Genomic DNA, 22,569 nt, shown 5'->3' with positions numbered 1-22,569 from the left:
TATTTAAAGTTGTTTTTATTTTAATGAGTTAATCCAAGCGGGTACATATCCCAAACGTTTACGAAGCTGTGCCTCATAGAGTGAATAAGGTTCTACGGCAGTGTTGTAAGATTCGTTTAATTTGACTTCGTTATCTGAGAAAGTTAACTGACTGGCAGCGGGACCGTGGAATCCTACGATTGTAGGAGGTAGGAAACAAGTCCAGTTTCCGTCCCACCATGTGAAAGAACCTTGAGACACACTGTTTGTATTAGTTGCGTTGAAATTCCATAAGGTAAGATCGTCCAGATGATTGGGTAGCTCACTTTTGGCACCGCCCTGATGTAATTTGATAAATGCTCCATTGCAGCAATCGAATAAAGTAGCCCGTGGTTGTGTGGCATGCGCTTCGAAGCACGCGTCTTCCCCCCAAGTGACATTCCAGATAACGGTACCCATACTTTGCTTGGATACCCCGCAACCATGAAACTGTCCGGCATTATCAAGATAAGTACCGGTTGTGTTCTCATCAATGGCGATGTATCCGTTGCTATGGTCGTGAACTTTTCCGATGAATATTCTGGATGATCCTCCCGAGCGAATGGCAGAGTGACCACGATGGCCGTTTATCTCAATGTCATATGCTGAAATATTAGCAGATGATGATATGCTAAGTGCTTCACTTATATTAGTGAAGTCGACACGGCGTATCCAGGAGTTTACCAGACGCATCATGCCAATCGGCTTATAGTCATTGTCATCTCCTCCATTATTACCATGGTGAAGAAATCCGGGTTGTGTGTTTCCTGCAAACGTAAGGTCTTCTATGCCTATATTCTCGTAATAATTGAATTTGCATAGCTCCCATTTCCATTGAGGGTCTACCTCATGCATCAATGGTTCTGCAAATGTAATTTCATTTCCTTTTTTATTGACTATCTGATGATAGTCATATACCTGTACACCGGAATTAGTAAGGTTAGTCCATTGTGAGTTGGCTGTTTTGTTCCACACATTCCCGTCGGCTGTAATAGACGTCAGTTCCTTGTTGATAAGAGATGGGCTGGTATCAATCAATCTTAAGCATACCCATTGTCCTGCACTAAAAGAACTGGCATCTGCCACATTGATGACAAATGTTCCTTTGGGAGCAACATCACCGGTCAGTCTGACCGGATTCTGAAGATCTACCGTATGTTTGATATTAATCATGGCAGGAGGAGTGGAATTAGCTACGTTTACATTGCGGTCAGCCATTCTGATAATGGTTTTATCACGTCCGGCTCCTTTGAGTACAAATCCTCCGAAATTTATCTCAATTGGCTTTGAAACTCCGTTTTCATCATCGGCAGCGGTGTGCAGCACATAATCTCCTTCCGGGAAGTAAATGATGGCTTTTGCATTGGCCTGATACTTGAATAATTGGGTGATACTTAACAACGCTTCCCGGTCTGACGTTTTGCCGTCGCCTTTGGCACCATAGTCCTTTACGTTATAAACGGTGTAGTCATTACTTTTTAAATGAACGGCGGGAGGAGCTTCTGTACCGTGTTTGTAACCTGCATATGAAAAATCGAGCAGAATATTTTCCGGAGAGTTGGTGGCAAAACGATTCCATGCCAAGGTGGCGTTCGCATCAAAACCGGTGGTCAGCAATTTTACGGAAATAGTCGTCATACGAAGATAACCTTGTATGGAAGTATATATAATTTTAATATTCTCTTCTTTCTCGACTGATGTGTTTGACGGAGCAATAATTGTAAGTTGCTGTTCTTCGAGATCTGCCTGCCAGTCATCCGGTGCAAGGATAGTGACGGCGGACACCTCGTTTTGTTCTACTTCATATACGCGTTTTTCACCCAATGGGAATACTTGTTGTTTACTTGTCCCCGGTATTCTTAGATAGAAACTTTCCGTACAAGGTATTTTATATACTTGACCGTCTGTCAGGGTGACGGTTAGTATTTCCTTTTCAGAGTCGTAAACAACTTCTTTGAATACTCCGTCTTCACTTACACCGTTTTTTCCTATGGCTGTACATTCCTTACCACCCAAGAGGCTATATGTGGCGCCCCCATTCGTGCTGATTTCCCAGAATCCATCTAAGTTGACTCTTAATAGTGGAGTAACAGCGGTTTTGTCTGCGCTTTCTGCCGTAGCCGGAATTTTGTTTCCCTTTTCGTCAGTCAAAGAATTGAATGTAACTCCGTTGTCTGTACTGAAAACCCAGAATCCTTCTTTACTGATAGAGAGTAGGGGAATGGATAGATTTACTTTAGAAGCTTGTACCACTTCAATAGTAGAACCATCATTTAGTTCAATCCGGTACTTGTCGCCTACATAAGTGACTCCTACGATTATATCAGCTTTCAGTAAAGCCTGTAGGCTTTCGAGAGAAGTGTTAAGACTCTTTGTCGCAGTCTCCAAAGCGACTGCACGGTCTTTTAGCAGGTTGATTTCTTTGCTCAATTCGTCAGTGTCTTGACACGAGAACAGGAAGAACAAGCAGAAGAAACCTCCCCAAAGGTACTTAATGCTTTTGTTGTTTTTCATACGTTTTTATTTTTGTGGGTAATTTTGCTGGGGGCAAATGTATTTGATCTGGGTAAAAAACAGGTGCGTGCAGCGTACTTAAGAACATACGTTAGAGTACAAAATAAGATCAATGTACGTTGACCGCATAAAAACGGAACATTGGGAACTCGTTATGAACGGAATGGAAACCGGATAAAAAAAGCGACATAGAGTTTTTATCTACATCGCAAATTTACTGCATGGCTTCAAGTGCTAAGTTACATCTCTTTTCAGATCTGTTGACTGTATCGAAAGGGGGGAGTCTTTATTTTATCGGGATAACCATGTTCCATGATTGGGTTGCATTGTCAAATCCGCCGGCACCATTCATTGTTGCAAAGAAAGCATGAGTCGCTTTCCCATTTTCGAATAACAGGAACGGGCGTTCCAGTTGTCCTTGCATTTCCACTTTTCCATCTTCCCATTCTACAGTACGTGAGTAGGCTTTGGGATCTTTGTCTATCGTCCACTGAATACCATTTGGGGAGTGAGCCATTACACCTCCGCCTTTTTCTCCGGTAAATTTAGCAACATGGTCTTTAAAGATTGCATGGTATCCTCTGCTGTCTTTCCAAAGGAACGGGTCTTCCGCTTCTCCTTGTCCGTCCACTTGAAAGATGGGCTGGCCATTGTTGAGTACTGTGTAAGGTCCTTCGATGGACGGAGCATATGCCATGCCAAGCGCCATGTCCGAGAACTTATCGTCTCCGACATACGTTCTTCCTTTGAAGATCATCATTACCGAACCGTCTTCCTGTATGATAGGAGAAGGGTTGGATACAAGAAAACTATAGAAAGTATTGGGTTTTGTTTTTAATATAGGTTCGTCGAAACGTTTCCAAGGACCATATGGGCTGTCGGCAATAGCCAGTCCGATGCGTTTATTGGAGCGTCCGACAGTACACCATGGGCTGTCCAGTGTCAACTGGTCATAGGTAGGATTGGCGAAAGGATGTGTAGATCCCATATATATCAGGTAATATTTATTCTGGTATTCCAGAATACGCGGATTATGTGTCGAGCGTCCGTCCCAATACTGTGCTCCACGGGCGGGTAGTGCGATGTCACTGAATTTGTAAGGTCCTTCGGGGGTATCGGATATTGCGTGAACTATTTCTGAAGCTACCATCCAGCCGGGATGAAAAGGAAGAGATTTCGGAAAACGGGAAACAAACATATGGTATTTTCCGTCATTTCCTTTTATAACAGAACTTCCCCATACCCAATATCCTTCGGATTCAAACGCCGGTGTGCGTGGAGCCTGTCCCAGATGATGGAATAGCTCATTCTCCGATTGCCGTTTCAACTTTGTCAGGTTTTCTATTTTCTGCGCAAATACAGTGCTTCCCAATACAGTGAAGCATAATAAGACATATAAATGTTGCTTTCTCATGTTTTTTTACTTAAATTATAGACTATCTTTATTATTGCAAATAAAGTCTGTTTTAATGAGAATCAAGTGTGTCATCTGTACATGAATAGTGTTGTCTGCGTACAGGCTATCCGTTTTCGCTTTCCTGTTCTTCTTTATTATCCCCTTTCCGGTATGCTTGAGGTATCATGTGATATTTTTCCTTAAAACATTTGCTGAATTGTCTGGGAGAAGAGAATCCTAAACGGTCGGAGATTTCGGAGATGTTGAATTCAGGGTTTTCCTTGAGCATGATGGCCGCCCGCTTTAGCCGTACGGTCAGGATAAAATCGTATGGGGTCTGTCCTGTAATAGCTTTTAGCTTGGTAAACAATTTGGTACGCGCTATACCTGTCTCACGGGCTAGGATATCTACATTAAACTCAACATCATCTATATGTTTCTCAATGACTTGCATGGCCTGATCAACCAATTCCTTATCTAATGGGTTGGTTGCCAATATTTGTGGAACCGTTTGCGGGTGTTTGCTGAATTTTTCTTGCAGCATAAGGCGGTTATTCACGAGATTGTTGCATCGTGAAAGCAGGATATTAATGTTGAATGGTTTAGTAATATAATCATCTGCTCCCAAACGTAACCCTTCCAGATTGTGCTCGATGGCTGTACGTGCCGTGAGCAATACTACTGGAATGTGACATGTGTCTATGTTATTCTTTACTAGTTTACAAAGCTCCGTACCGGACATTTCAGGCATAACAATGTCACTAAGTATGATATTGGGCTGTCCTGCCTGCACCTTTTCCCAGCCTTCCTGTCCATTAGCCGCTGTATCGACCGTATAGAATACCTCGAATATTTTAACAAGCATTTCTCGCAGCGATTCATTGTCTTCTACAATCAGAATTTTAACCTCTCTGCTTTGTGCGATAGACTCTTTATTCATGACTTCCTGATCCGATAAAAGTTGTTGTACGGTTTCCGGAGAGTGAGGTCCCTCTTCAACTGCTTGTTGCGGTTCTTCCTGATGTTTGCTGATTTGTTCAGGACTGAAATGCTCGTTACCACTTTTGAGATGCACGCAGAAGGTAGTTCCTTCTCCTTGTTCGCTGTATACTTCGATACTGCCGTGATGCAATTCTATAATACCTTTGGTAAGAGCCAGACCAATACCTGTTCCGGCATGGATGGGAGAATCCATTTGTTCCGTTTGATAGAAGCGGTTGAATATCTTGTCAATATCCTGTGGAGAAATACCTGCTCCATTATCGGTAACTTCAATGATGACTTCCCGGTTGCCCTTCCGTACCGATACGGAAATCTCTCCTTCCTCTTTCGTATACTTAAAGGCATTGGACAGAAGATTATTCATGACCTTCTGCAACTGTTTAGCATCGTACCATACGTTTATTATATCGTTTGTTTTCTGGAATCTGAACGTTATTTTTCTTTGTACGGCATATTCCTGGAAGAGTAGATAATTCTCATAAATAAAATCGACAATGTTATGTTCGCTTACTTTGATAGTCATATATCCTTGCTCCTGTTTTCGGAAGTCAAGAAGCTCTGTTATCAGCTCACGCAGTTGCAGGCTGCTTTTATATACTCCGAGAATTTTAGTATAGATGGTCGGTGCAAACGAACGGACTTGCAGTAACATTTCCATTTGCCCGATAATTAGCGTGAGCGGTGTACGGAATTCATGCGAGATATTAGTGAAAAACCGCAGCTTGGCCTGATTGAGCTGTTCGATGTCTTCAGTACGTTTTTGTTCATACTTTAATGATTCCTGCAATTTGATCCGGTTATTGTAAGTGCGTATAAGGAAATAAAGAATTGCGCCAATAATCAGAATATATGATAAATAGGCCCAAACAGTCTTATAGAACGGCGGAAGAATAACGATCTTCAATTGATGTGCCGGTATATGCGCATGGTTGTTTTTAAGGCGTACGTATAGTGTGTATTCACCGGGATTCAGGTTTGTATATGTAATTGTATGTTGTCCGCGTGTACTGGTCCATGTATTTGAGAATCCATCCAGAAAATATTCCAGTTGGTCTTTATTGGCCGGAATATAATTGGATATGGCATATTCGATACTAAACATGGACTGGTTGGCTTTGAGTATGAGCTTTCGGGTGGAACCTAAATCTTCTTTCAGTATATGGCTTTGGTCTCCCGCATTAATTTCCTGTCCGTTTACTAAAAGACGGAATGGAGATATCGTGTAATCTCCGGGAGCATAATCAATGTCTTTTTCCTCAAAAGAGATCATTCCGTCAATGCCTCCTATGAAGATTTCTCCTTGGCGGGTTCTGTATAAAGAACGTTCGTTAGGGGCGGATAGGGGTACACCATTCTCTTGATTGTAATTCGTGAATTTTTGGGTAGGGTAGTCCAGAATTGAAAAACCTAAATCTGTGGTGAACAGTAATTTATCCGGAGACAACTCACATACGTCATACACACAGTTGCTTGCTAACTCATTATTTTCTTCATCAAAGTTAATGAAATCATCCGTTTCATACCGGTAGAGATCAATGCCATTATCATTACTGCATATCCATATACGGTGGCGGCTGTCTTCATAGATCCGGTTGATACTATTACTGCTGATACTATGTTCCAAAGCATGGTTATGCTTATAGTTTGTCATTTTATGACTATCTGGCTGGTAGGTAAATATCCCGTCACCTCCTCCGTATATCCATAGTGTCTTGCGGTGATCAATGAAGAGACCTCCGGCATATGTTATCTTGTCTGGTTCTTCTTGAAACAGGCGTTCCACTTTTTCCGATTCGGGATGGAATAGGCAAACCCCTATATTGGTTGCAATGAGCAGCTGGTCTTTATAAGGAACAATATCCCTGATAATATTAGAAGGAAGTGAATTTTTGTCACCCTCTTTAGATTTGTATCGGGTGAACCGTTTGGTCTTTAAATCCATTTTGTTCAGTCCTCCCATGTGCGTACCTATCCATAACACTTCGCGATGAGCGTCATAATAGAGTGATTTTATATTATTGTGCGAAAGGCTGTTGGCATTATTGTCGTGTTTATACCATTCGAATTGATGGCTTGTCAAATTGTACTTGTTCAGTCCTCCGCCTTCAGTTCCTATCCATAAGTTATTCTGGCCGTCCTCTATGATACATCCTACGATAGGAGAACTCAATCCTTCATTTGCTACGTCCGATGTCCGATATTGATGGTAAATCTGACTTTCCGGATTGAAATAATTGACTCCGCCAAAATAGGTCCCTGCCCAGATACTACCCTGATGGTCACACAAAAGGCTCCAGATGGAGGAATGGCTAAGCCCTTTTTCGTGTTTCAAATAATAAGTGAATGTTTGAGTAGCCGGATGAAACATGTTTAATCCGTCGAAAGTGCCTATCCATATATTCCCCTGTTTGTCTTCGATACAGCAACGGATAAAATTAGAACTGATAGTTGAGAGGTCATTTTCCTGATGACGGAAGTTTTTGATTGTAGTTCCGTTCATTGTGAAAAGTCCATGTTCCCAGCTTCCTATCCAGTATTGTCCGGATGAATCCTGAAAGATTGTAGAGATATTCCCTTTGGGAATGAGGTGTGACAGGTTGCCTTTTTCTAAACTGAACAGCCCTTGGGTTTCGGTACCAATGAGTACACGTTCTTCACTTATATGAAGGGAAGTAATTTGAGTCCGCTTTTCTGGTAATTCATAATATGTATTAAATTGTTTCCCATCGTATTTATAGACACAGTTGTTGTAAGCAATATATAATTGTTTATGGAAAAACATGGCCCGTATTTCTTTTTGTATCAGTGTGGTGAATTTATTAAGCCTGATATTGAAAGCAGATACCCCTTTGGGAGTCATGAAATAAATCTCCCCGTTGCCATTACCTGTTATCTGTCTGATGTTGTTGTAGATCAGACTGTTTGGATTGTTTTTCTGGGATTTGTATATTTTGAATTCATGCCCGTTATATAAATTAGCCCCGTTTCGTGTACCTATCCAAATGAATCCTCGTTCGTCCTGATACATCGTCATGACTGCATTATGAGAGAGTCCGTCACTATTTGTGAGATGTCTGAAAGAGATATCCTGTGCTTGTCCTTTGATAATATGGATAAGCAGGAAACAAATGAGACATAGATGTTTCTTGATAGTCATAGGTATTAGAATTCTAGAATTTGCTATGCAAATATACGTTCTTTTTGCAGATATGCAACTGTTGTATGAGTACATAAAATGTGTAATATAAGTACATTTGCAGTTTGCAGGGATGATGTACGTACAGAGTATGATTCTTGTATGCATAGCTAACGGCCTCTTTTTTATGAATACCTACATTTGCGATATCATTCATTTAAATCTTTACAGCATATGAACAGCATAGTCTTGACTTTGGCGGGAATTTCCATCTTTATGATGGCCGGATGTAACTTGAAAAAGGCTGCAACGGAAGATATGGTAACAGAAAATATATCAAACGCCGTTTCCCAATATTCTTTGATGACCAACCGGATAGAAGCAAGTGACTGCATAATGAATCCGAAGACTTTGGACGAAAAGCAACAAGTGGTTTATGCTTCTTATGATGATTGGACCAGTGGGTTCTTCCCTGGCAGTATGTGGTATTTGTATCAGCTTACAGGAGATGAAAAGTGGGAGAAACTGGCTGTGAAATATACGGAATCACTCGATTCCGTGCAGTATCTTACATGGCATCATGATGTGGGTTTTATGGTAGGATGCAGTTATCTTAATGGAATGCGTTTGGGACAGAAAGATTATAAGTCGGTTGTGTTGCAAACAGCGCGTTCGCTTTCTACACGTTTCCGGTCCGGAGCTGGAATTATACAGTCTTGGGATGCGGATAAGGGCTGGCAGGCACAACGAGGATGGAAATGTCCCGTTATTATAGACAATATGATGAATCTCGAACTTCTTTTCGAGGCGACCCGCTTGTCGGGTGATTCCACCTATTATAATATGGCAGTCAGTCATGCCGACCGGACACTTAAAGAACATTTCCGCTCTGATGGCAGCTGTTATCATGTAGTAGACTATGATCCGGAAACTAGTACTGTACGCAGTAGGCAGACAGCCCAGGGATATGCTGATGAGTCTGCCTGGGCAAGAGGGCAGGCATGGGCTATTTATGGTTATACGGTTTGTTACCGTTATACACATAAACCGGAGTATTGGGAGCAGGCTTGTAGAATATATGATTTCATATTTACGAATAAGCATTTGGCTTCCGACTTGATACCATATTGGGACTATGATGCATTGAATATTCCTAATGAGCCACGGGATGTCTCAGCAGCGGCTATCACTGCTGCAGCTCTTTATGAGCTGAGCATGTATTTGCCTAATCCGCGTTATAAAAAGACAGCCGACAAAATACTGGCCTCATTAAGCACTCCTGCCTACCGTGCTAAAGTAGGAGAAAACGGGAATTTTATTTTAATGCATTCGGTAGGCAGCATACCTCATAATGCGGAGGTAGATGTTCCATTGAATTATGCGGATTATTATTTTCTGGAAGCCTTGAGTCGTAAGCGGGAGATGGAAAAACAAGTAGTTTGCAAGAAAGTACTGTAATTTTCCGTTTGCTTTCTTGAGAAACCGGCATATTAAATCGATAGAATACTAAGAATGAAAAATAGATTAATAACCAATTTGAATTATATTATGGAGAATCGACAAATCACAAGACGCGTCTGTCTGTTGCTGATGACGCTTTGTTCTTTCACCGTTGTCTTTGCACAGATTGCAATCAGTGGAAGGGTGATGGATGAATCGAAAGAGCCCATTATAGGGGCGAATATTAAAGTGAAAGGAGGAACGACCGGTACCATCTCCGATATGGATGGACGGTTCAAACTTTCTGTTCCTAAATCATCTTCAGTATTAGTCATCTCGTTTATAGGCTATGCGACTAAAGAAGTGACGGTAGGAAATCAAAAGGTACTGAATGTGACATTGAAAGAAGATGGTGTTGCCTTGGATGAAGTTGTTGCTGTAGGGTACGCAACAGTGAAAAAAAGTGATTTAACCGGATCGGTGGCAAAGGTGGATATGAATGATTTAACGAAAGCGCAGGTACTTTCCATCGACCAGGCATTGGGTGGACGTGTTGCCGGTGTGCAAGTTGTTTCCTCTGACGGGCAACCCGGAGCCGAGGCTAATATTGTGATTCGTGGTAGTAATACAATTTCGGACTCCAGTGATGGCGCACCTTTATATGTGATTGACGGTTTTGCTACGGAAGATGGAAATCTGGCTTCACTGAATTCAAATGACATTGAATCGATTGATGTATTGAAGGATGCTTCTGCTACGGCTATTTATGGAGCACGTGGGGCAAACGGAGTCATTATTATTACAACGAAACGTGGTTCGGAAAGTGCTCCGAAAGTAACGTATGATGGATATGTGACTTACCAATTGAAACCGCAGGGCATGGAGCTGCTTCAGGGGAGAGACTATGTTGCCATGCAGGAGGAGGTATTGACTGTTTCTGAAATGAATAGAACATATTATAGTTATGATGAAGCGTTGGGACGTAACCGTATTTTGAGCGATTATGATAAAGTGCCTTCGTACAACTGGCAAGATCAGGTTTTCCGTAATGCGCCCATGACCAGTCATCATATCTCATTGACGGGCGGTACTAAAAATACGAAATATAGTTCCAGTTTGTCTTATTATAACCAGCAGGGGATTATCATTAACTCTTCTTATGAGAGCTTGAAAGCACGTCTGACACTAGACCAGCAGATTACCAGGAAAGTGAAATTCGGCGGTAGCTTGAATTTTGCTAATAATATTTCAAAAGGTACGGCGCCTTCACAGGGTTCTGACGCAGGTGGTACGCAGTATTTTCTATATCAGGTACTGGCTTATCGTCCAGTGTTTTATGCCGATTCGGAAGAATCGGAGGACGCTTTGTTAGCTGAAAATCCGAACTATCCGTATAATCCTTTGAAAACAATAGAAAATATGTATCAGAAAGTGCGCAGCCGTCAGTTGAATCTGAATGCCTATTTATCATGGGATATTCTAAAGGATCTGGCATTCAAAGCTACTTTTGCTTATACTTGGCGTCAGGACCGGAATGAGGCATTTAATAATGCGGATACCTATTGGGGAGATCCGCGTTATTCTGCCAAACATTCAAATGGTAATTTTAGTTTTAGGGAGTGGGATGGATGGTCTAATGAATATACGTTGACTTATAAAAAGAGAGTCAAGAGTCATAATATCACTGCCATGCTCGGAGCCTCGATGAATAGCAAAACAATCTCTACATTAGGTGCCAGTTCGACGATGGTGCCGTGGGATGGACTCGGCTTTTGGGGAATTTCGAATGGAACACCTGACAAGGTTACTTCGACTAATTTTGAAGACCGTATGATGTCTTATTTCGCCCGTTTCAACTATGACTGGAAATCCCGTTATCTGATGACGGCAACGATGCGTGCGGATGGAAGTTCCCGTTTTCCTTATCATAAGTGGGGATATTTCCCCTCGGCTTCTTTCGGATGGCGTGTTTCAGAAGAAGCGTTCATGCAGGGAAGTCGCAAGTGGCTGTCGAATTTAAAGTTCAGAGTGGGTTGGGGAACTACCGGTAATAACAATACGAAGAATTATTATCCTTCCCAGTTGCTTTATTTAGGCGATCAGAATTATGCTTTTAATAACTCTATAGATAATCCGGCAATTTATATTTCTCAAATGCCGAACAAAGACCTGAAGTGGGAAACCACTTATCAGACAAACATAGGATTGGACTTTGGATTATTTAATAACCGTATTAACGGTGTAGTAGATATTTACGATAAACAAACAAAGGACTTGTTGTTGTATGCGGAAGTCCCGTTGTCTATCGGCTTTGATAAAATACAGCAGAATATAGGTAGTGTGCGCAATCGTGGATTGGAAATATCAATCAATACGGTCAACTTAGTAGGTGGCAGGGGGCGTTTCAAGTGGACAACAAATTTTAATATCTCCTTCAATAGAAATGAGATTACCGGACTGTCGGGCGATCAGGATTATCAGGTTTCAGGGCTGGATTCTCCCAAGTTGTCTAATCTTTATATTGCCCGTATAGGGCATCCTCTTTCGGAGATGTTCGGATATGTATATGATGGTGTTTATCAATATGAGGATTTTAATGAAGTTTCTCCCAATGTATTTGTGCTGAAAGATGGAATACCCAACAATACAAAGGAACGTAATACCATTCAACCGGGGGATATGAAACTGAAAGATATTAATGGAGACGGAAAGGTGACGCCTGAAGATATGACAGTGATTGGTCACGGGCTGCCGGTTCATACGGGTGGTTTTACTAATAATTTCGAATACAAAGGCTTTGACTTGAGTGTATTCTTTCAATGGTCTTATGGTAATGATGTGATCAATTATAATCGTGCCAAACTGGAGAATATGAATGGTGTCCGCCATACCAATATGCTTGCTTCTGCAAAAGATCATTGGACACCTCGTATAGACAATGGTGACGGAACTTATGCAGCTGGAAATTATACGAATTATTTATGGAGGGTAGATGGCGGACTGTCCGACATCAATACAAGTCGTGTCGTAGAAGATGCATCCTTCTTGCGATTGAAAAATGTGCAGTTAGGTTATAATTTCCCTGTAAAGCTGATTCGCAAGTTTAAATTGAGTTCCTTGCGGTTGTATCTTAGCGGACAGAATTTGTGGACATGGACCAAATATACCGGATATGATCCGGAAGTGTCAACCAGGAATTCGGCAATGACTCGTGGATTTGACTATTCGGCTTATCCGAGAACGACTTCTTTTACATTCGGTGTGAAGTTAGGATTATAGTTTAACAGGTATAAAAACAGAATATGATGAAAAAAATAGTATATATTATAGGAGTAACCTTAGTATTTTCCTCTTGTAGTTTTTTGGATACGGAGGTATATGGCAATCTGGATGAAAAGAACCTGTATCATGATGAGAATAGTTGCATGGCAGGTTTGGCCGGGATTTATGACCGTTTGGGAGCAGAAGGTGTTTATGGACTGAATATCTGGGGAGAGTTGGACGCCGGAACAGATCTTACTGTATATCGCGCCGATTATAATAAAAGCAAGGCATTGCCTTCACTCAATAATTATAATAATACGGATCCCTATTTACAGCTTACCTGGCAACATTTGTATGAGGGTATTAATCGTGCGAATGATTATATTGCTTCTATTACCGGACGCACGGATTCGGATTGTGGCGGTGCACGAAAGAAAACAATGTTTCTGGCAGAAGCAAAAGCATTAAGAGCATTATTCTATATGAATCTGGTTGCTTATTGGGGAGAGGTTCCTTTGCGACTGGAAGTTGTTCGTGATTTGGCACAACAACAACTGAAGAAATCTTCCCAGCCGGAAATTTATAGGCAGATTATAAAGGACTTGGAAGAAGCGGAACCGGGTTGCCTTCCGGCTGATGAACTGAATGCACCGGGACGCATTGCGAAAACTACCGTGCAGGCATTGTTGGCACGTGCATATATGTGGCAGGCGGGATATCCAGTTGAGGCTGATACTTGGGAGGACGCACTTATCTGGGCGCGTAAAGTGAGAGACAGCGGTTTGCATACTCTATATAAGACGACCGAGGACGGGGTGAATGGTTATCGTGCTTTATTTATTAATATGTGTTCCAATAAGTATGACCTGACTTACCGTGAAAGTATGTTCGAGGTCGAATTTTATGGTAACGGTTTGGATAAGACCAATGAAAGCGGTAAAGTGGGACTTTATATGGGCATTAGCCAGCAAACGACTACTGATCCCGATGTACCGAGAGCATATGCCTGGTATCATGGCACCAAATTGTTTTTTAAGATGTTCGAAGATGCAGATGCCCGTAAATGGTGGAACTTTGCGGATTATAAATATGTGACGACGGATGGTAAAGTTAAAAAAGTGATGTTGTCAGACAGTGATAAAGCCAGTTATGTAGATGGTGATCCCGGAAAATGGAGAGCTGAATATGATCCGGTTCGTCCGTGGTCTTTGAATAGTTCCTCTATCAACTTTCCTGTAATGCGCTACTCGGATGTGTTATTGATGATTGCCGAGTGTGCTAATGAGGTGGCTGGTTCGCCGACAAAAGAAGCTGTGGATGCGATAAACGAAGTACGTAAAAGAGCGGGAATATCGGAGATCGGATTGACAGACTGTACTCAAAGTTCTTTCCGCGATTCCATCAAAGTAGAACGTACAAGGGAGCTATGCTTTGAAGTGCCTCGTCATATGGAGCTTCGCCGTTGGGGAAAACAATATTTCTTTGACCGTATCAATTTGTTGAAGGATCAGTCTATGGATAGTCAGAATAAAAAAATCGGATATGATCTGACCACTGTGAAAGCATTGCCTGCTATTAACCTGGCAGAAAAACATATCTATTATCCTATACCCCAGGCAGAACTGAATACTAATCCGACCTGTGGACAAAATGTGAATTGGTGATCTTAACTTTTAATGTAACGAAATTATGAAAAAGATATATTTTTATTCTTTCCTGATAATGACAGGCGTATGGCTTTCTTCTTGTGATGCTGACGAAGTGGATTGTGTTGATTTTGGCGTGACTTTATCCAATGATATACAGGAAATATTTGCAGGTGAGCCTGTTACCTTTGATTTTAGTGGAAATCCGGATTATATTGTTTTTTATTCCGGTGAGGATGGGAGTAAATATGCAAATAAAGACCGTTTGCGGGTGGAGATAGAATCGGCTGAATTGTCATATGAAATATTGCAGCAGTATACACGGGTACCTTATCGTAATAAAGAGACAATGTCTATTTTCATCTCAGAGAGTTTTAATGGAGATTATTCCACAATAAAAGAGGAGGACTGGCAATGTTTATCCGGAGCAAACGGACAGCTGCATCTGAAAGTTCCGCTTTGTGCAGATGCCAGTGGCAGGGAAACGGTTGCTGACGGAATGGATCTTACTGCTTATAAAGATAAGAAATTTTATCTGGCTTTCCATTATAATGCTGTTGCTGCGTCAGATGCGGATACATATCCTCGTGTGGATGTCACCTCTTTAGTTGTGTCGAAGAAACTGAAAGATGGTTCTACCTCAACAATGAATGATCCGAAATCGCAATTCGGTTTTAATTATGCTTTTGAAGCAATTACGAAAAAGACTAATTTTAGTGCTAGCAATACTACGTTGTTGTTTCAGCCTACAACAGACAATTTGAAGTCGGATGTCGATGTCTGGGCGATTAGTCAGGCTATAGATCTGACTGCGGTATCACCGGATATGGGAACTCCTATCAAGTCTTTAAATATGAAAACACAGTCTTATACCTATACGTATAACGAACCGGGTGAATATACTGCTACATTCGTAGGCTCTAATTCGAATGCTTGGAACTCAAAGAGCATGGTAAAGGAGATTAAGATATTAGTGAAAGAAAATCCCGTGAATTGATCAGTAAATAGAGGATTAGTTATGAAAAAGAATTGTATATATGCGATTGTCCTTCTTTGGATAGGAGCTCTGGCTGTTCAGGCTCAGAATGAGGAGCGTCGGTTATCGTTTGATAATTTGTATCGGTATTCCAAGGATGCGCAACAAGTGAAAGATGATAAAAAAGAAAAGGCAATCAAGACATTTCGGAATCAGTATGCTACAGTTCCTTATCGTGCATATGATTTAACAAAGATAAAAATATCAGTACCTGAAATTCTTGCATTCCTGAACGATGATGGTACATTTACAGATTGGACAGGCAGGGAAAAAAAGGTGATTGAAGGGAAAGATGCACAAGAGATGGGATTGTTTATTACAGATGCAATGAATCGTCTATGGAAACTTTCGGAAGAGTTCCGCAACGACCGGATGGGAGTTTCATTGGATAAAGATGTGTTTCGTAAACTTCAGAAGTCTATACTTTATTATGGTAATCTTGAGGTGAGCCGCAGTAATAAGGTGAACCGCTTTCATGCTTCCTGTTTTGCTATTCCTACAGCTGCGGTGAATATATACTATTGTTTCCTGAAACAGATGGATGCGGTGGAAAACGGGAAAACAAAAGATCAACAGTTGGTTGATATGTGTGAAATGCTGAAAGCACTGGCACTTCAGTCGTGGACACAGCCCCTGCGGAATGACGAGACGGATAAAAATGTAGTACAGATAGAACGTTTTCGTAACCATGTATGGTGGGTAGGCGGTAATGCGCTGGCATATCGTCCGTTATTGCCGGTAGCTATGATGTATAGATCTATCCCGATGGTCGATCTGCTGGTTCAGGTAGCCCAGGGAGGGATAAGTTATACTTCACAGAATACATATAATACCGCTTTCTGGACAGAAGGTTGTACGGCGGATGGCGCAGGTTGGGGACACGGGATGCAGTGTCTTGTCTGGGGATATCCTATTGATGGAGGAATTAATGCGTTAAATATTTTGGGTGCGTTAAAGAACTCCCCGTGGGATAAGAAGTTGACCGATGAGAATATAGAAACCTTGCTTAATTTTATCCGGGGAAGTAACTGGTATTACTACAAAGGAAATATAACTCCTTATATTGACCGATTTACGGCCCGTTACACTCCGGCTAAAGTTGATATTCGTACACTGGCCATTGTTGATAAGTTGCTTAAAGATTGGTCGGATTCTTTCACGCCAGTGCAGAAAAATGAACTTCGTTGTTTTCTGCATGATGCCCGCAAACGGTTAATCAGTATGAATGGCTATTCCGACGGGATGTATAATGGTACGCGTTGGTTTTTCAATAATGATGACCTGATAAAGAAGAATGATCGTTATCATATGATTGTCAATATGGCATCTGTTCGTTGTGACGGACTGGAAAGCGCAGTGGCGGCCGCTGATGAGTATAATTTTTACCCTGCGGATGGCATGACTTTATTTCAGAAAAGTGGAAATGAATATCGTAAAGCTATTGGAGCGTGGGATATAACTATGACTCCGGGAGTAACCGCCCGTGAGGGAGCGGAAAAATTAATTCCGGTTACTAACTGGAGAGGATATTGCAGTAAACATAATTATGCGGCTGCTTCGACAAATGGCGGAGAGAATGCTGTTGCCGGATATATCTTTGAGAAAATGGATGCCACGGATAAGATTGAATCTGAAAGAAAGAAAAATATTCCGCTTAAGAATGAGATACTTTATGGAGTGAAAGCATACAAGTCTTATTTTATGTTGAAGGACTATATGGTAGCCTTGGGTGCCGGAATAACGAATCTGACTCCTCAGATGCAGGGAACTATCCGGACTACCATTGACCAGCCTGAAAAGGAATCGGAAGTTGTTGTTTGGAGCAATGGTAAAATATTGCCGGTGGGTGCCGGCATGCAAAGTTTTCCTAAAGACGGTACATCTTTCTGGGTGGTGCAGAAAGGTAAGTTTGCATATAGCATATTGCCTCAGTATACCAAGAATGCATCTTTTATATGCGAGACTCTGAAAACGGACTGGGTAAAACGTAATTCAGCCAATAAAAGCATAAAAGATCTTCCATCGCAAGTTGACATACTTCGTTTATGGATTGACCATACACAAAATCCGGTGAATGATACTTATGGGTATGTTGTATATGCGGGTGATGGAATGCCGGAAGCGGAATTACCCTTTGAAGTATTGCGTAATGATACATTAGTGCAGGCTGTAAAGTCTAAAGACGGCAAAGTGATCGAAGCTGTCTTCTATCAATCGGGGGAGGTATTAGATAAGGGTGATGTAAGATTGGAAGTTTCGGCCCCTTGTACGGTACTGATTGAGGATATTAACGGGAAAATTACCATTTCCGTGACAGATGCTGCCATGAATGCAGGGCTGAAAGAGATTGTGCTTCAGTGGAACGGCAGACATATTCCGGTGGCAATGCCGCAGGGTGCATTCTGTGGTAAGCCTGCAAATATTACGTTATGAGAAGATTTATAATGATTAATAATAAAATAAGATACAATATGAAAAACAATCTGTTTTATTCGATTCTAGTGATATTGTCGGCTGGCATCTTTTCGGGGTGTAGCGATGATGAGAAAGTGGAAGCGATCATAACTCCCGCAGTCATACAGGGCACAGTGTATACATTTGATGTGGATGAGTCGGGTGTACAATGGGAAAATAATCAGATGATCGGTGTTTCTATGCTGAAAGCCAATTCAACGGAGATCATCATGCCCTATCATAATATAAAGCATAAAGCCACTGTTTATCCTGTTGGATATTTTTCTCCTGTTTCCACAGATGAAGTACTGTATTATCCTGAAGATGGAAGTAAAGTCGATATAGTGGCTTACTACCCGTATAAAGATAATCTAAAGGATGACTTATACCCTTTGAATATTGCGGATCAGACAGTAGCGGATAATTTCAGCTTTGTGTATGCCAATAATAGTAAAGGATTGAATAGGGATAATAAGAAAACAATGATGGAACTTCGTCCGGTAGTTGCAGAGTTGAATGTAGAGTTGGAAGCCGGAGATGGAGTAAAGGATGAGTATTTGGTAAATGCTACCATTAAGTTGACGGGGCTGCCTACCAAAGCGAATTTTTATCTGTTGACAGGAAGTATTCAGGATATAACAAATGTGCAGGACATTCTGCTTCCTGCGTATGAGGAAAGTGAGGGAAATGGAGCGTCCGGACGTATCTTACCGTCGACAGCCACTAATGGATATTACGTCGAAATTGTTCTTCCCGGAATGGGGGGACGAACAGAAAAGATCAGTTTGGCGAGCTGGTTATCGGAGATTAAGAGTGGAATTCGTTATAGTGGAGTGGTTAAAGTCAGCTTGGATAAGATTGAATTTATCAGTATGGATGAAGAGCCTATTAAGGACTGGGAAGAAGATGATAATGTGATTCAAGGAAATGGCTCTAGTTTTTTGGTGAGACCTATCTCCAGTCTGTTATTGGGTGATTTGAAAGCCTCTGCTGGGAATAATCCGTTTGCTGCTAATAGTGGCATTCCTATGGATAGTTGGTTCAAAACGGTAAATGCTACATCTGTATGGTGGAATTCGACGATACAATTAGATGAGCAATTGAATCATAATGTGTTATATCTGTCTCACACCGGAGGTACAGCCGGATGGTATCAGTCTTTTGTTGGGTATCGAATGAGTAAGGCAGAGCTAGGCGAATATATTCTGAAGTTCAGAGTAAAGGGAACCGGAAAAATTAATTGCTTTGTGAGAACGTCAACAAGCAAATGTCCATTATTGACTGTACTTGTAGGCGGTAAATATCCGACTTACAAGGAAGTAACTGCAACATCAGAGTACGTGGAATATTCCGTCACTTATAATTTTGCGAGAATGGGAGTAAGCGGAAGAGCTTCTTATGCGGATGCTGACGCCACGGATGCTTCTGTAGCCGATTATGATGATTTCTACATTGGTTTCTATCCAACGGCTACCAATTCGAATTTCTATTTGGATCATGTATCTTTGACAAAGGTAAAAGAGAATTAAACAGTGAATAATATGAAAAGATTTAATATACTATTGGTAATGTCTGCATTTATAGGGAGTTTTACTTCTTGTAGTCAGGATGCAGAGAATGAATTGGTTCCATCTGCTAAGGTAGTCAACTTCGATGTGAATATATCAAAGACGCGAACCGTTACAGAGGGAAAAGTCACTTCTTTCGTTGAGGATGACCAGATAGGAGTTTTTGGTGTAAAACGCGGAGCATCAGAGGTGTTGAACCAGAATGTTATGTATGCTTACACTGGCAACGGAAAGTGGCTCGCGGATAAATCAATCACTTATCCATTGGATAATTCGCCTATCAATTTTTATGCTTATTATCCTTATGGGGATCATCCGACCACAAATTTTGATTTTACAGTTTTGTCTGATCAGTCAAAGGATAATGGTTACGCACAGAGTGATTTGTTAGTAGCTAAGAATGAAAAGGCTCTTCCGGGAGAGGGAGCTGTCAGTTTACAGTTTGGGCATATGATGGCGCAGATTGAAGTAAAACCGGCTTTGCCGGATGGTGTTACGTTGACTTCGGTTGCTCTGCTTAATGTGCTAACTGGTTCATCTGTAGATTTAATCAACCAGACTGCAACAACTAAAACCGACGCATCTGCTTCATTATCTACTATCACATTAATGAAAGCGGGAGATGTATATAGGGGAGTTCTTCCTAAACAGACTTTGGCTGGTAGAATCTTTGAATTTGTGGGAATAAATGAGGCCGGACAAAAGGTGATGTTTGATTATACATTGGAGAATGCTACTGCTCTGACTGCAAATAAGATAACTCTATTTGAAATTAACTTGCAATATTAGTTTTCGGAGTAGATAAAAGATAATACGGAATGAATCCTAAAAGCTGATTGTCCAGCTTTTAGGATTCATTTTTATCAGTATGTCAGCAGGATGATACATTTATTTTTGTTGAACGATATTATCAATGATATTCCCAAGCTTTATTTTCGCATCCTTATCTACTTTATCTAATAAATAAGAATAGAAAACTTTAGATTGGATCATTGTGTTGACATATTCAATATTAATCTCGGAGAGCTCTGACTCATCATTGGGACTTTCAACGAATGATTTCAACTGATTGATAGTTTCCGGTACAGTAACTTCTGACAGTATTTTCCAATCACACATACTCATCGTTTGTTTTATATCTTTTTCGAGAGCATTAACTGTCTTTTTGAGTTGCTTGATATTTTCTTCATCGCGGTTTATAGGTCGATTAAATTCTGCAATGAGTGCATTGATTTGATCGGTTAAAGGAATGTCGTATTGGTCTTTAAATTCTTTCACAAAGAAAATAGCATTATACAATGAATTGACTTTTTCTTTTAATGAAACATCGTCCATTACGCGGTATAATATATACTTATAAATATCATGGTCTATTTGTTTTATTTTCTCGAATAAGGAAAGTATATATGTCCGGTGCTTATCCATGGGAAGTTTGTCAATGGAGCATTTTTCTCCGAGATAAGAAATACTCTCTATTTCCAATTCTTTGTTGTAGACACTGCATAGTGTATTCCAATCGTCTGTGGCTATTGAGTATTCTTTTATTATCTCACTATTGGATAGAGAAAATGGATTTTCTGTTTCTTCGATGGTAACCAGACTTCTGTCAAATGTAGCTATATCCCTTTGCAGAAAGGTCTGATATTCTTCGGGGATTGTGTTTTTGCGATAATACTCCTTATACCATTGCGTAAAGTCTTCGTTGGAGATAATTTTCATTTCATCTTCCGGGGTTTGTGTGTTTTCTGCAATTTGTGCTTCTATGATTTGGGATATTTCTTCTTTATACTTGTCAGGTAATAAAGTCCAGGAAGATGATAAGTCATTTTCGGATATTTCTCCGCTCTGTATCGGTAAATGTGATATTCTGCTGCTTAATGATGGGTGGGTATCCCATACATTTTCAACAACAATCCTCGATTCCGGATATTGTGATGGAATATCTTTGTTCATTAAGCTTTGAGAGCGGAGGGGTATTTGATTTTTATAAGTAATGAAATCTGTGATAATCTGGTGCGATTCAAAAATGTTGCTGACTTTCTTTTTCTCTTCGGAAAGGTCAGTCAGTCCGTTTCGGGTGATTTCAAAAGTAGTTCCCAAAACCTCGATTTTTCGTAATGCGGATGCAAAAACCTGGTTGCCTACATAGCTGCATGCGATGGCATCTGCGTCATATTCCATCTGCCGGGACAAACGGAAATAGGAACGGTTGACCACTTTGTACATATTCTGTAGAATCTTTCTCACCAGATTAGTGAACCGTCTGGTTAACATTCCGAAAACGGCAAGAAGCTGAACCGGTAGCATACACCATTTATCTACCCATTGATCCCACTTGTCTTCTTGAAAAGCAAGATTGTATAAAACAGTATTCGTAATATAAACGCTGGAACCTATTTTCATACTTTTCTGTGAGAAATGTCCGAATTCATGAGCCAGAATGCCTTTCAGTTCCGAAGTATTGGTGGAAGTGAATAATCCCAAGCCAATTTCCAGATTCTTTTTTACAGGGAAAAAGATACTCCAGAAACTTGTGTCATAAAAGACACATGCATTGACGTCCGGTGATAAATACACCTTTTTAGGCATCGGACATTGGGTTGCAGAAGCCACCTCACGAATAGCATTGAACAATGCAGGGCACTCTGCTTCGGTAACGAGTCTTCTATTTGCATTGATATTCTGGGTTTTGGAGAATATGAACTTAACCAGATAAATACCGAACATGACAGAAAAACCGATTCCGCCTATCATTGCTCCTATCAATATCAAAATCAGCCTGAAACTGGAGATGGCTGTAAAATGCAGAAATCCCCAGACGGCAAACCGGTATGCTATCCATAACAGGAACACTCCCAATGCAATGAGTCCGATGTATACTAAGATAAATAAAGCTATTCTGAAAAGAACACTAATAGAATGTTTGCGGATGACGTCTTCAGATTCCATGATATTAGATATGAGATTGTTTTGATATACAAAAGTATCATTTAGTTTTCATATCTTCTATTATAAATGGTGGTTTTATTTGGTAAATTTTATTTTGTATGGATATACCTGTATAAAAAGCACTTTCTTAATAAGCGGATGAATTG

11 protein-coding genes are annotated in these 22,569 nt (G+C 40.8%); 7 read left to right on the top strand and 4 right to left on the bottom strand.

What is annotated here, in order from left to right; all coding sequences use genetic code 11:
* Positions 1–15: 15 nt before the first annotated feature.
* From AB3G73_RS08340 to AB3G73_RS08330, 3 genes are all read right to left on the bottom strand, one after another.
* Positions 16–2,532: a DUF4955 domain-containing protein gene (locus AB3G73_RS08340; protein WP_298044837.1), complete on the bottom strand. Its 2,517-nt coding sequence runs from the start codon at positions 2,530–2,532 to the stop codon at positions 16–18.
* A 286-nt stretch (positions 2,533–2,818) separates the two neighbouring features.
* Positions 2,819–3,946: a glycoside hydrolase family protein gene (locus AB3G73_RS08335; RefSeq protein ID WP_148364863.1), complete on the bottom strand. Its 1,128-nt coding sequence runs from the start codon at positions 3,944–3,946 to the stop codon at positions 2,819–2,821.
* A gap of 106 nt (positions 3,947–4,052) precedes the next feature.
* Positions 4,053–8,087, bottom strand: a complete 4,035-nt coding sequence (locus AB3G73_RS08330; RefSeq protein WP_195649451.1) for a two-component regulator propeller domain-containing protein — start codon at positions 8,085–8,087, stop codon at positions 4,053–4,055.
* 255 nt (positions 8,088–8,342) lie between these two features.
* On the opposite strand from AB3G73_RS08330, the gene AB3G73_RS08325 reads away from it, so the two are divergent.
* From AB3G73_RS08325 to AB3G73_RS08295, 7 genes are read left to right on the top strand one after another with little or no spacing between them, the layout of a single operon-like run.
* Positions 8,343–9,524 carry a glycoside hydrolase family 88 protein gene (locus tag AB3G73_RS08325; protein ID WP_367745423.1) on the top strand — a complete coding sequence of 394 codons (1,182 nt, stop codon included), beginning with the start codon at positions 8,343–8,345 and terminating at the stop codon, positions 9,522–9,524.
* 54 nt (positions 9,525–9,578) lie between these two features.
* Positions 9,579–12,785 carry a TonB-dependent receptor gene (locus AB3G73_RS08320; RefSeq protein WP_229128615.1) on the top strand — a complete coding sequence of 1,069 codons (3,207 nt, stop codon included), beginning with the start codon at positions 9,579–9,581 and terminating at the stop codon, positions 12,783–12,785.
* A gap of 23 nt (positions 12,786–12,808) precedes the next feature.
* Positions 12,809–14,434: a RagB/SusD family nutrient uptake outer membrane protein gene (locus tag AB3G73_RS08315; RefSeq protein WP_367744489.1), complete on the top strand. Its 1,626-nt coding sequence runs from the start codon at positions 12,809–12,811 to the stop codon at positions 14,432–14,434.
* A 25-nt stretch (positions 14,435–14,459) separates the two neighbouring features.
* Positions 14,460–15,413 carry a DUF5017 domain-containing protein gene (locus tag AB3G73_RS08310; RefSeq protein ID WP_195649452.1) on the top strand — a complete coding sequence of 318 codons (954 nt, stop codon included), beginning with the start codon at positions 14,460–14,462 and terminating at the stop codon, positions 15,411–15,413.
* A 21-nt stretch (positions 15,414–15,434) separates the two neighbouring features.
* Complete coding sequence (locus AB3G73_RS08305; protein WP_195649453.1) at positions 15,435–17,885, top strand: polysaccharide lyase family 8 super-sandwich domain-containing protein; 2,451 nt, start codon at positions 15,435–15,437, stop codon at positions 17,883–17,885.
* 38 nt (positions 17,886–17,923) lie between these two features.
* Positions 17,924–19,435: a fimbrillin family protein gene (locus tag AB3G73_RS08300; RefSeq protein WP_367744474.1), complete on the top strand. Its 1,512-nt coding sequence runs from the start codon at positions 17,924–17,926 to the stop codon at positions 19,433–19,435.
* A gap of 12 nt (positions 19,436–19,447) precedes the next feature.
* Positions 19,448–20,263 (top strand): fimbrillin family protein, encoded by an 816-nt coding sequence (locus AB3G73_RS08295; protein WP_148364869.1) that lies wholly within the window; start codon positions 19,448–19,450, stop codon positions 20,261–20,263.
* Between the two features lie 99 nt (positions 20,264–20,362).
* On the opposite strand, the gene AB3G73_RS08290 is transcribed toward AB3G73_RS08295, so the two are convergent.
* A complete protein-coding gene (locus AB3G73_RS08290) occupies positions 20,363–22,423 on the bottom strand; it encodes a M48 family metallopeptidase (RefSeq protein ID WP_148364870.1) in 2,061 nt (686 codons plus the stop codon).
* Between the last annotated feature and the right edge of the window lie 146 nt (positions 22,424–22,569).

Source organism: Bacteroides sp. L008 (assembly GCF_040812255.1).
In the GTDB taxonomy this organism is placed as follows: Bacteria; Bacteroidota; Bacteroidia; order Bacteroidales; family Bacteroidaceae; genus Bacteroides; species Bacteroides vicugnae.
Note: the sequence above shows the minus strand (reverse complement) of the source record. Positions and strands in the feature narration are given on the sequence as shown.